This is a genomic window from Vibrio navarrensis (genome assembly GCF_000764325.1).
In the GTDB taxonomy this organism is placed as follows: domain Bacteria; phylum Pseudomonadota; class Gammaproteobacteria; order Enterobacterales; family Vibrionaceae; genus Vibrio; species Vibrio navarrensis.
On sequence record NZ_JMCG01000001.1, the window covers coordinates 2,710,524 to 2,723,339 of the forward strand.

A 12,816-nucleotide genomic window follows, 5' to 3' on the forward strand; every position below is an offset into this window, starting at 1 on the left:
CACTTAATTTGGGCTGGTACCAAGCACCAGCCCATTCCTCTTTAGTTAACCACCAGACTGTGGGATCTTGGCAACCAAGCGTAGCGAGGTTGTCAACTCTTCCATTTGCAGCCAAGGTTTCAACCAAGCGACCGCGTTGTAAGCACCCGCTGTGCCTGGGATTTCCTTCACCTGCACACGAGCATCAGCTAGCGGGTATTTCGCGCGAATTTCCTGGCCGCCCCCTTCAGAGGCGTTGACATAGCTCAAGATCCAGCGGTTTAACCATGACTCGACATCTTGCGCTTCCATAAAGCTGCCGATCTTGTCGCGTGCCATCACTTTCAAGTAATGGGCAAAGCGAGAGGTGGCCATCATGTAAGGCAAGCGTGCTGAAATAGCCGCGTTGGCGGTTGCATCTGGCGAATCATACTTCGCAGGTTTCTGGCATGTTTGCGCACCAAAGAACACCGCATAGTTGGTGTTTTTGTAGTGACAAAGCGGTAGGAAACCCAATTTACCCAGCTCTGACTCACGGCGATCGGTAATGCCGATTTCCGTCGGACACTTCATGTCCGGGTCACCGTCATCACTCATAAAGAAGTGTGTTGGCAGGTTGTCTACTCGACCGCCCCCTTCCGCGCCGCGAATGGCAGTACAGAAGCCATACTTTGAGAACGCATCCGTCAGTTTAGCGCCCAGTACGTAGGATGAGTTCATCCAACAGTAATCGTTATGCTGTGCATTGGTGGCGATCCCGGAGATCTCATCCACATCAAACTCTTCAAAACCAAACTCTTCGACTGGTGAAGTAGCTTGACCATAAGGCAAACGTGCTAGCACTTTAGGCATGGTCAAGCTAACAAAGCGCGAGTCTGCGCTCTCACGGAAGGCGCGCCACTGAGTGTATTCCAGTGATTCAAACACTTTTTCTAAATCGCGAGGTTTAGAAAGCTCCGTCCACTCATCAAAGCCAAACAACGCTGGTGACGCCGCCGATAAAAATGGCGAAAAGCCTGCCGCCGCAACGTTCGACATCAAGCGCAAGCTCTCGATATCTTCTGGATGGTTGGTAAACTCGTAGTCACCGATCAAGGCGCCGTATGGCTCACCACCAGCACTACCAAACTCCGCCTCATACACTTTCTTAAAGATCTGACTCTGATCGAACTCCACCGCTTTGCTCAAATCTTTATGCAGCTCTTTCTTGGTCATGCTCATCATGCGGATCTTCAGGGTCGAGCTGGTCTCTGAGTTCATCACCAGATAGTTCAGTCCGCGCCACGTCCCTTCCAATTTTTGCAAATCAGAATGGTGCATCACTTCAGAAAGCTGTTCAGAAATCTTCTTATCAAGCGCCGTAATCGCTTCACGGAACGTAACGGTTAAGTTTTTATTCCAAGTGACCGTGCCTTTCAGCGCTTCTTCCGTCAGCGTCTTGATCAACTCTTCTGCACGAGACGCTTCTGTTTGTTTCGTTGCTCCAATCGCCTGCTCAAGAAACGAAAACGACTGTTCCTCGGTGGTCGGATCCAATTGGTTTTCTAACTGTGTTGTCATCTTCCTTTCCTTATTCCGCTTGCGCTTCTTCTTGACCAATCTTCAGTTCATCAGCCAACTTGGATAAGTTTTCCGTATTGTTCAGTACGGCTTCGAGCACATTTTCCAACTCTTCAGAACGGTCAACTTTGGTCATTAAGTCACGCAACTTATTGCGAGTGTCCATTAGCTGACGCAGTGGTTCGACTTGTCTGACAATCGAAGCAGGTTCGAAATCTTTCATGGATTGAAACTTCAAATTCACTTCAAACTGTGAACCGTCACCCGCCAACGTGTTGTTCACTTTAAATGCTACCGACGGGCTCATTTTCTTCAGAACATCATCAAAGTTGTCGCGATCAATCTGGATAAAACGGCGATCTTTCAGCGGTTTGAGAGCTTCGGTGTTTTGACCAGCAAAATCCCCCATCACGCCAACCACGAACGGAAGCTCTTTCTTCAGTGATGTGCCTTCGGTTTCTACATCGTAGGTAATATGAACACGTGGTTTCCTTACTCGTGACAGTTTCGAGTGGATACTAGTCATATCGTTCTCCCTTTAATTACTCATCTTTATTTGCTATGCCAACTAAACGGAAGTAGCCATTTTTGGCTTCTCCATCAGCGATAAGCTCTGCCAATAAATCAGGCAAAGCCATCCCACACCAACGAATGACTTGTTCAATGGTGTATGAAACGGGTGAGTGTGGTTCTGTCTCTCGAAAGAAATCCGCCACTTTCTGTAATTGCAGTATCGCCTGCTGTCGCGACTCCATATTGGCGCTGAGTAGCTCAAAGTGAGCACCTTTAGCCACGTTAGGTGCGCCACTTTCTTCTGCTGATTCGAGCTGTGGCGAAGTGCTCTCTTCGACCGCCATCGGTCTACTCAGTTTGTCACCAGCAAGGTGTTTTACCGCCGCATGTATCGCATCCAATTTATGTGCGATGTATGAACTTGGGGTCACTTCACCGCAAACGCTATCCAACACTTGCGAAAACTGGTGAAATGCATTGATCGCCCGTTGCAGATCCGCATCGAGCTGCTGATAAAACGCGGCGCTGGAAGACTTCACGGTTTGAAGGATATCGCTGAGCGCTGCAACACCTTTGTCACGTTTAGCGCGTTTCTTTTCTTCATCCAAGCGTTCAATATCCAACGCCTGCTGATATTCCCAGTAAGCATATGCTTGGACTGGTCCTTGCTCAGTAAGCGGTATACAAGCCAGTGGGAAAATGAGTGTCCCTTCGTTGTCGATACCATTTAGCCCCACAATTGGCGAAATACGAGTTTCGATACCCTCTTCATCAGGCATTGGGTGCAGATGCTCCCAATAATGTTGCACATAGTGAGTCGCAAGCTCATAGCCAATCGCCATACCACGAAATCCCTGTAGACGCGTCAGGGCCTCGATAAGCCAAGCGACATACTCTAAATCTTTCGTTTGTGTTGCGAGCGCGTTCGGCAGCTCATCAATAAACACACGCCATAGGTTGGCATGGCTGAGCAGCGGTTCCTCCTCAACAATGGCATTTCGCTCAACATTGCGCGCTTGCATACGTTGATCTTTGAGTCGGTAGTACAGTGACTGCGGGGTGATATCTCCTCTGGGATCGATACCTGTCGGGCTTTCCCCTTCAATCGCTTGCTGCGCAGCGTCTAGCCAATCGTATTCGATATCTTCAAAGCTCATACCATTCTTCTCCTTGCATAGACAGGCACCGTGGCATCTGAAGAGACAGAGACACCTTCTTTGGCGAACGGTAACTCTCGACTTGCCTTGATGAGTGCACAAGTGACATTGTCACTCGCCCCGCGCACCAGAGCCGAATGCAATAGCGCTAAACCAGATTGATTCACCGAGTCTGCATAGAGGCTATTTTTAATCTCTTGATCGTTGAGCTCCTTGGTCAAACCATCACTGCAAAGCAAGAATTGGTCACCGTGCTGCAACTGGCCGGAGACTTGGTCAATTCGAACCCCATACTCCACGCCAATCGCTCTTGTAATCACATTCGCCAAGGGGTGATCTTCTGCTTCTTCAGCGGACAAGATGCCCTGTTCAACCATTTCCATCACTTGGCTATGGTCGCGCGTCTTTTGTGCAAACACGTCATCACGCAGCAGATAAATTCGGCTGTCACCGACCCATAAGCAATGGAAATAGCCATCTTGAATCATCAGCAGCACCATGGTGGTGCCCATGGTTTTACCCGCCAAATTTTGCTGCGCGTAGTCGTAAATGTCGTTGTTTGCCTGTTCAACTTGGTGGCGCAAATCATCAATGGCGAAATCGGGCGCTTCGAAGATGAACCGCTCAATTTTGTCGACGAGCATTTGGCTGGCAATATCGCCAGCGGCATGCCCCCCCATACCATCCGCGACCACCCAAACTTGGCGGTTCGTCATATCGAGTAAGGCATCTTCGTTATACGGGCGAACTTTTCCCGGGTGAGATTTTGAAAACGTAAAAAAATTCCAGTTCATTCATCCACCTACCAGTTCCACTTAGCCCACTCGCCGTCCAGCATCGCAGCGTATTTACCAATCGAGGGCATACCGTCACAGATGAATGCCATTGGCTCCATGTTGTCGTTGCCGTCTGTCCACCAGAAACAAGGCTTATCGAATTTCTCGTTGAGCAACATCCTCAACAAGCTGTCTGCATCGGTTGGCGTGTATTCCGCCAAGAGCAGTGATTCACTATGTGGATGTTTAAGCGCCACCTCACCATTAAACTGACGCGAAACTGCAATATTCTCTTCCAGAGTCGACAAACGATGCTGCCACTCTTCAAACACGAAACCATCTTCGAGTACCGCTAAGGCTAGCGTCTGCGAGTCTTCCGACCATGCTCGCTGCTGCCAATAGGCCACAGCGGGGGCTTCGACCGCACGTGCCACTGTAAAGAAAAAGTAGCGCCCCGCAGCATCTACGCTGGGGATCATACTGCCGATCAAAGTCGACTCACCGCTGATAGCTGCATCAAGCGCAAAATGCCAAATGGGCGCATTCAGGTAGAGATCTTGCCAACGCTGCTGAAGCTGCTCACGACTGACGGCCATCACGGCTTGTTGCCAGTCATGTAAAACATTGCTGCAAGATTTTGCTAAGCCATGTTTAATAAAGTCGCCTTTCGTCGGGATCTTACCTATGTAGCCCCATCCCAACGTTACAGAGTCTGTGGACATCGAAATCTTTCCATATCATTTGACCAGAATGGGTTCATCGTACTTTTGGGGATCAGCTCTAACTGCACTTTGTTCCCTTTGAGATCTATCATCACAATATTGTCCTTACGTGATTCAGGACGGGCTTTAAGTGATTGGTCGAGCAGCTTAAAGAGTCCCCAATCACCTTCAAACGTGTGAGCAATTTCTCGACGAGAGTCTGGTGGTGTAAACACAACACGCGTAGCCGACTGCCGCGCAGGCCAACTGAGCGTCTTCGACCTAGCAGGACCGTGCTTGTAAACTAGGTTTTGCCCACCCAACTCCAGTACGAAGCTAGTAATATGTTGATCCAGATAGACAGGCTTCATGCCAAAATCGACCCGTAAGGTGTTGTCTGGTTCAAAGAAAGCCTGCCTGATTTTTTCCGCTCTCTGGAAAACGGCTAAGGTTTCTTGGCTCACGCCAATTTCCTTTTCAAAACGCCACACGGATTTGGAGGTATCCACAAAAGGAGAGAGATACTCGTTAAAAAAAGCATCCAACGTGCCGCCGTAACCGAAGAAGCGGCTGAAATCTTTTAGCGTCACTTCCTTTTTCGCCGTTGGGCTAAAAGGATATCGTCCTTGAATGCTGCGCTCGTAAGGCTTAAGCACTTTATTGGTCCACAGAGTATTGAGATGAACACGTGATCCTTTTTCTGCCAGTTTTGCTGACTCACTGGAAAGTTCATTTAGCCAAGCGTCAAACGGCGACGGAAGTAACTGCCTTGCGTGATTGATAGAAGCGGCTACTTCGCTTGCTAAGGTGCCGTTAAGCAGACTCTTGTACGCCACTTTTTGGTTATTCCCTGAACTTGAAAGATCAGTGAGATACTTTTTCAAACTATTCAGCGCTTGATGGATCTCGTCAAAGTCTTGGTCGGTCATCTGGATGATCTCTGCGAATTCCGCCTCCACCTCTTTGCCCGGTAAACTGACGTTAAATGCATTCTCTTCTGAGGGACGATACATCTCCAGTTTGTCAGCGGTACCGGAGAACTTCACTTTCGCAACATTACCAGCAACCTCTGCAGCGGCTTGTTCATTTTGCGACAAGGAAACTTTGGTTAGAGCAACCTCTTTCTGCACCGCCCGCAGCAGCGACTCAAGTGGTCTTTCCGAACTGACCAAGGCCACGCTTTGATCTAAGCTGGTCTTTAAACTTGATGTCGGTTTTAGCTGTATGTCTTCCAACAGCGATTTCCACTCGTAAACGTAGTCGCGGTAGTAGCGCTCACGAACCCCAGCAATCGCTAAGTCCTGATCGATACTGCGCGCATCAATCTCATCACCGTACACCCAGTTTTCTTCCATTAAGGCTTTTACCGTGCGACCAATTTGTAACTGGAAGATGCTGTGGAAACCGTTGTAGGTATAAAAACCAGAGATCCCCATAGATAAAGGTTTGCCACTTTTTCGTTCAAACTGTTCAATACCGCGTGTTCCCAATACATCGGTCAAACGAAAAGAGGCAACATGACTTTTAACAAACTGTAGCTTCATTCTTTGGTACGCCCTTTCGGACAGCGACATTTGTGTGAGCACGTGTCGAGCGGCTGAAACCGCGTCGTTATTGAGGTAAAGCCCTCTTTCAGTTTGTTTGACAAAGTTTTGCGTGTGCAAGGCTAAATCCGTCCGTAACTCTTCATTCAACGCCCCCGGATAAGTGCGTTCGTAATAGTACGTGAACCAGTTAAGTACATGCTCTGTATCCAGTTTGTCGTCGTTAAACAGCATCAAATAGGTTTTCAACGTTTCATATAAATATTCTCGATGCTGTTCGTTCTCTTGCAGTTCATTGAGCAGCGCAGTCTCAATAAATGTCGAGAAGTAACTCACCAACGCTTTGTGATAAGCCGCCTTAGCCGATTGACCAATCTTTTCCCCTTGATACAAACCTAGGGTCGTGATCTGACCATCCTCGACATGTTGGCCTGCGTATCCCATGGGCAGCTCAATGATTTTGTTCAAGACATTCAGTGATGGGATCAGTTCATCCGTAAAATCAAAGTCTTGGTTTTTTAGTAAATTTTGTACCTCATCCAACTGCGCATCTGTCTGCTCAATTAAACGACTGTTCCATTGATAACTCGTCATCCACAAGGCGAGTGCCAACGCGGAAACACCAGCACAAGCCGCGTAGGTTCCCGTTCTTAACCAACCACTCTGTTTTTGATGATGTCGGTTTAGCGTGCCGAGAAGCTGCTCTTTAAAAATCACCTCTTCAAAAAGGTTTTTAACGAAATAGGTGCACGACTCTTTTGAGCTTAACCGCAGCGGCGGGCGCCCCAAACCCAGACCTTGCGAGGTTTCGGCCATGATGCGATCAACAGGCATGCCCTCTTGCAATGCACTGACGATAAAGACACCGCGAATCATTGCCGGTTCTTCAAACTTATTCTGGGCAAAGATCTCACTGAGGAACTCATCCAAATTTGCTTGTAAACAACGTAGCTGCTTAGGAAACTCAAACATCAGAGCGCGCTTATCTAGATCTTCTTCACTTTCCAAACGCTGCATCATACGTTTATCGAGGCGTTCCAAAAGATCGTGAAATTCTTTGTTGAACAGTGAAATGACACCTCGTTCATCGCCGACTTCACGCGGGAAAACAAAACCGAGCAGCTCATCTCTCTCATCGCGACTGAGATCAGCAAAGAATTCGTTAAATCCTGCAATCAGATCCGCTTTGGTTAACACCACATAAATCGGAAACTGCATACCCAATTGGTTTTTTAACTCCTGCAAGCGATTTTTAATCGCACGAGCATGCAGGCCGCGCTCTGTTCTTGTTTGCGTCATCATGCTGGCAAGGCTGACGGTAACCAGCGCACCGTTAATCGGACGTTGTTTACGGTATTTCTTCAGCAGCCCTAAAAAGCCATACCACGCTTTGGAGTCTACATGGGCTTGACTATCTTGGGTCGTGTATCGGCCAGTGGTATCAATCAATACAGCTTTATTGGTAAACCACCAGTCACAATGACGTGTTCCACCGATACCCGCGATAGCGTCACTGCCTAGCGCATCACTTAACGGAAATTCCAAACCGGAATGCTTTAACACTGACGTTTTGCCTGTACCTGGAGGGCCAATTAAGACATACCATGGCAGGCTGTATAGATTCTTTTTGCCCTTTCCATCTTTAGTGATGACTTGTACCGCCCGTTCAATTCTCTCTCGCATCACATCAATTTCCGACGCCGCTTCTTTGTCATTGAACGAGTCTACTTCCAGCAAATTCTGGATACTTTCATCCTGCTCTTTACGCTCACGTTGCTGACGAATTACGTTCGTCACACCCCACGCAAAGACCAGCACCACAATCACCAGTAAGCGATTAAAGCCCGATTTCAACGGTTCAACGCCTGCAATGGCAATCAGTGGCCCAACAAACCAAATGAATACTGAAGCTGCAAATAGGCCAATAAGTCCAATCACCCAGCGTTGACGAATAAGAGTGTTAATGGCTTTCATTTAGTTGTTCCCATCGGTTAATTGATTCGGGATCAGCAGATCAATTTCAACGCGCCGGTTCTTCTGACGGCCTTCAAGGGTGTCATTCGACGCCAAAGGTTTAGCATCGCCTCTTCCTTCAGGAATAATGCGCCCGTGCAGCGCTCCCGATGCCATAAGGCGATCCGTTAGTGATGTGGCTCTCGCTAAAGATAAATGCCAATTTGAAGGAAACTTGCTGGTAAAAATGGGTTCATTGTCGGTGTGGCCGACGACCAGAATTTTACCGTTGGTCGCTTCCAACGCTCGCGCAACTTTTGAGACCACGGGTTGTATATGCGCCACCATTTCGGCACTGCCAGACTGAAACAAATCTTGGGATTGAAAGGTGATGCGCACTCTATCGGCCAGCGCTTCCACTTGCAGTATGCCCATCTCTATTTCTGTGGCTAAAAAGCGCTCCATCTCTCGACTAATAGCCAGAGAAGAAGCGTAACTTTCGTGAGTCGCATCCACTTGTCTGTCCGGCAGCAAATTGATCAGATTGGTGAAAGTTGCGTCTGATTTTTCGTTGAGACTGAAACTCAAATACATGTACACACAAGCTAACAACGCCGCGGTTATAGACAGTACAACCCAAATTGGCGCTTTTTCGGTGGTTTGTTCTCCCATCAGTACATTCTGGATGCAACCCTCACCCAATGCGTTTTTCGGCACTCTTTCATTGTTTTTCAGTACATCCATAACTTGAATTTTCAAAGCACGGTGTTGCTCGTTACCATTCTCTTTCAGACGAAAATGGCCTTTGAATCCAAGGCTCATGCAGAGATACATCACTTCCAACAGATCCAGCGATTGTTTTGCGTCTTTTAGGCATTCATCTAAATGAACGAAGAACTGTTCGCCACCTTGTGTGTTGGAGTAAAACGTCGACAACAAAGAATTATGCCCCCAAACAGACTGGCTCCCCCATGTGGTATTAAGGACCGCTTCATCAATCGCGCAGCATAAACAATACCTAGCAATATCAATTTGCTTAGCGTTGGCATTTTGTAAACGAAGACGATTTTCATAATCGCGCATTTTCTGCACAAAGGCTTCGCGAAGCTGTTTCACGTCACTGTGAGCTGCCGTAGAGCGAATCTGACCAAGCAAAGAGAAGATAACGTTCGCTTCCGCCAACAGCGTATTGCTCCCATAAGCAATCACGCTGGACTCTTTCTCTTCTTTGATCATTTGCGTAAGAAGCACAGTATTGTCACTCTCAACCACCGTCGCGGGCTGAGGTGCGTTACCCTTCTTCTTTCCGGGTGTCGGTTTTACTATTGTTTGATCCATAACTCAGCTGCTATTGATTGATACTCCAGAGTTCCATCTCAAGTCCGGGATAGTTACCAGACACATGGAAAGCCATACCACCACTTTCCATTAAACGTGCCCAATAGGCGCCTCTCTTAACCAGCTCGAAATAGACAAAACCCGAGGAGTACGGCATTTGCCTTGGAACCACGCTAAGCGGCGAGACTGAAATGCCATTAATTTGGTTATTGATGAGATCACGAATGTTCTCTGCCGGCCCAACTTTGATCTGACCTGGCAGCTTATGGCGAATTTCATCGGGGGAAATATCCGCTTTCACCGCGAGGACAAACTGACAAACCGACAGCAGTTTCTTATCTGGCAGTGGTGTGACACGAATACCAAACTGACGGACATCAAGCGGCATCTTGGTCGCAGTTTGTTCGAGGACAACACTGAGATACTGGCTAAGAATCTGATTTATTTCAGAAAAAACAGCCCCCATATTGTGATGAACATATTCTGGCAGCTTAGGTACTCTCTTATTTTTTGTCGAAAATGTTGCCAGTTCGCCGATTAAGCCGAAGAGATGAGTGACCAAAGTATAAGGGTGTAGTTCTGTCCCAGTCGCAAGATGCCTTAAACTAGCCTCATAACGATTGAGCATTTGTAGCATGATGAAATCCACCGCTGAAGATGCAGCAGATTTCCCTTGCGCCAAACGCTGAGCAATTGCATCGGCACGAATTTTTAACATCGCCAAAATATTCTTGAGATACTTGGTCAGTACTGGGTTGTGATGCACGTTGAGAAAAGGTGGAACGTAATCCTCATCAAGCAGAATTTGTCCTTCTGTACTCACTTGGCGAATACGCGCAATCGGCAGAGAAACATATCCGGGCAAACTGTCATTGGTTACTTTAATTTCAAATGACAAACCTGCTAACTGAACCACTTCTTCATCCATGCCAGACACGTTGTCAGTGATGTCGGCTTCGACAAACTTATAGCGAGTGACCTGAGCATCACTGACAGCTGAAACATTTTGCCCTTGCAGCTTTTCAACGGGGATAGCTAACTGCACTAAAGTATTCTCAATGTGAGGATCCACCGTAACCCCTTGCGGAATGACATCTCGCTCAGGGATCATCGCCAAAGTCATATCAGGTAGAATCGCGACCATTTCAGTGATGGCGATTTGTCCATCCTTGAGAGCCGTTTTATCAAGACTTATCTGTTCGATTCCACGCGCATAATGGCTAGCTAGTTTCGCCAGTCCACGATAGTCGTACGCCAGTGATCGTTCCTGCTGCTGGAAGTGTTGCGGACGTAAAAACATCCCTTCACTCCAAACCATTGGTGAATATGCACTCATTTACTAACCTGCCAATGCTGCTTACTTTATTGCCAACGATAATTCGTCTAACAATAGCTCGTAGGTGTGATAACCCGTTCGATCGACTTTGATAACTCTACGCCAATTGGCATTCTCAATATCACGGAACGCAACAATGATTCCGATATATTCCACTCCGGGTTTCATTGTTGAGTGATAACGCTCTAACTGCCCAGGTGACAAGGAAAGCTCTGTTTTCGAGACCATATCTGGCCCGAGAACTTCACTTGCTCCTTCGTATAAAGAGAAAAAATCTTGGCTTTCAAACAAAGTATCCGAAGTCAGTTCAAATATATAAACAGCGACAGGAGAAGGGCGGCCATTCATATCAGGATTAATATTGTGTCCCGCTGAAATTTCCACATCAGCGTAGGGGTCTACGACCATATTCGCCGCACTACAACCAAGTAATAAAAATATCGATATGATAGATAAAATTTTGACTGAAAGTCTCATCCTATTCTCCCGTTGTATTCCTCAATGCTATCTCGTAAGCTTTTGCAAAATCCTCTAAATAAAAGTGGTTTTTATCAGAATCCATCTCATTATTTAGCTGATAATAAAGGCTTTCATATTTATGCCATTTTTTCTTCTCTGTTTTGGAAAACAAAGCAGATACGGCATTGCTCTCACGTTGAGAGATATGTTCAGAGATGTTATTTGGGTCCAGTAATTTCATTACCCCAGATACGGCTCCGTGAACACCATTAACCATCGCTGCTTCATGAGTTTCAATATCTCTAAATGCTGACTTTATGGCCGCTTCAGGAGAGAGAAAACTTGCACTTCGTCTGTTGTATAAATTGTGTATTGCATCATCTAAATTGGCAGAAAACTTTAACGGATTGTTCTCAGAGCGTTGAAATGCAGTATGATTTAATTTATTCGCTTGCTTAAACTCTGCGCGATTGTGCAGTGTTTGCATTAAGCCCTCTAGCATCAAAGAGTAAGAACGGCCCAACTCGTTAAACCATGCCTCTTTATTTCCGTCAGGTATCAAATTTTGATCGATGCCCGCCCCATTGAGGAAAGCTTTTAACAGTGAATCAATACGGGGCTCCGCTTCTCCCTCAAACTTTCTACTTAGTGGCAATGCCCTATCCGCGTTGCTTTGACTGACAGTCAGCGCTTCATTCTTAACATCAGATTTGCTATCGAAGAAGTCATCAATGCTACCGATATCGGGATGAGGCAAACTGGATGTGCTCTCCTCTTGTGCAAGAAACAGGTTCGCATCAAAACCAAAGTCCATATAGTCCGGACTCCCTGTATCTATGGGAGTACTAAGAATATCTCTTGGGGATAGCGTATTGGAACTAGAAAACACTGGCTCTTTATCGATTGGGGTTTCTTGCTGATTTTCCTGTAGTGAAACCTCAATTTCGTAATCACCAAAATTAATTGTGTCTTTATCTTTTAAAGCGATCTCTATTCCATTTCCTACAGGGCTAACTGACTTGTTAATAAATATACCATTCGTTGACAGATCTCTTAGTAAATAGTCCTTTCCAAACTTTGATATCTCACCATGCACACCTGAAATGATGCGTTCAGGATCGGGAAGAACCCAGTCACAAGAATCAGCTCGACCAAATTTAATTGAGCAGTGTTCTTCTGCAGAAGATAGCGTGAAAACACTCTGTAGCTCTGGTGTGAACTTGTGAAAACTAGTAATGGAAAGCACTAAGCCCATGTCAACCTCTAGCCATTGTCTATTTTATACTTTTGTAATTCCCAAGCGCCACGCGCGAAATACCGTGACTCAGTGGCATTATTTACATGCAAGTCAACAGTGTGGGAACTATTTTAATAGCTGCAAATAATGAATTAATTAAATTTCAATTCAATTCAAAGTTTGCAGAGAAAACAAAATCTAGAACCCAGATCAAATTTTCAAGATTTTGGATTTCATTAATAGTTAATTTGCTGTTAGTTAGA

Annotated in this window: 10 protein-coding genes; all 10 read right to left on the bottom strand. The window is 46.4% G+C overall.

Features of this window, described 5'->3' with window-relative positions:
- Positions 1–45: 45 nt before the first annotated feature.
- The 10 genes from tssC to tagH are packed head-to-tail and all read right to left on the bottom strand — an operon-like array spanning position 46 to position 12,571.
- Positions 46–1,539, bottom strand: a complete 1,494-nt coding sequence (gene tssC, locus EA26_RS12010) for a type VI secretion system contractile sheath large subunit (RefSeq protein ID WP_039427739.1) — start codon at positions 1,537–1,539, stop codon at positions 46–48.
- A gap of 10 nt (positions 1,540–1,549) precedes the next feature.
- Positions 1,550–2,065, bottom strand: coding sequence for a type VI secretion system contractile sheath small subunit (gene tssB / locus EA26_RS12015; RefSeq protein WP_039427740.1), 516 nt, complete (start codon positions 2,063–2,065; stop codon positions 1,550–1,552).
- 16 nt (positions 2,066–2,081) lie between these two features.
- Complete coding sequence (tssA, locus tag EA26_RS12020; protein ID WP_039427741.1) at positions 2,082–3,209, bottom strand: type VI secretion system protein TssA; 1,128 nt, start codon at positions 3,207–3,209, stop codon at positions 2,082–2,084.
- Positions 3,206–4,003 carry a Stp1/IreP family PP2C-type Ser/Thr phosphatase gene (locus tag EA26_RS12025; protein WP_039427743.1) on the bottom strand — a complete coding sequence of 266 codons (798 nt, stop codon included), beginning with the start codon at positions 4,001–4,003 and terminating at the stop codon, positions 3,206–3,208. Before EA26_RS12025 ends, tssA begins: the two co-directional genes overlap by 4 nt.
- Before the next feature lie 8 nt (positions 4,004–4,011).
- On the bottom strand, positions 4,012–4,707 hold the full coding sequence (gene tagF / locus EA26_RS12030) for a type VI secretion system-associated protein TagF (RefSeq protein ID WP_039427746.1): 696 nt from the start codon (positions 4,705–4,707) through the stop codon (positions 4,012–4,014).
- A complete protein-coding gene (tssM, locus tag EA26_RS12035; protein WP_039427747.1) occupies positions 4,689–8,204 on the bottom strand; it encodes a type VI secretion system membrane subunit TssM in 3,516 nt (1,171 codons plus the stop codon). Before tssM ends, tagF begins: the two co-directional genes overlap by 19 nt.
- Positions 8,205–9,521, bottom strand: coding sequence for a type VI secretion system protein TssL, long form (tssL, locus tag EA26_RS12040; RefSeq protein ID WP_039427748.1), 1,317 nt, complete (start codon positions 9,519–9,521; stop codon positions 8,205–8,207).
- A gap of 10 nt (positions 9,522–9,531) precedes the next feature.
- Positions 9,532–10,857 (bottom strand): type VI secretion system baseplate subunit TssK, encoded by a 1,326-nt coding sequence (gene tssK, locus EA26_RS12045; RefSeq protein ID WP_039427749.1) that lies wholly within the window; start codon positions 10,855–10,857, stop codon positions 9,532–9,534.
- A gap of 21 nt (positions 10,858–10,878) precedes the next feature.
- Positions 10,879–11,334 carry a type VI secretion system lipoprotein TssJ gene (tssJ, locus tag EA26_RS12050; protein WP_039427751.1) on the bottom strand — a complete coding sequence of 152 codons (456 nt, stop codon included), beginning with the start codon at positions 11,332–11,334 and terminating at the stop codon, positions 10,879–10,881.
- Between the two features lies 1 nt (position 11,335).
- Positions 11,336–12,571 (bottom strand): type VI secretion system-associated FHA domain protein TagH, encoded by a 1,236-nt coding sequence (gene tagH / locus EA26_RS12055; protein WP_039427754.1) that lies wholly within the window; start codon positions 12,569–12,571, stop codon positions 11,336–11,338.
- Between the last annotated feature and the right edge of the window lie 245 nt (positions 12,572–12,816).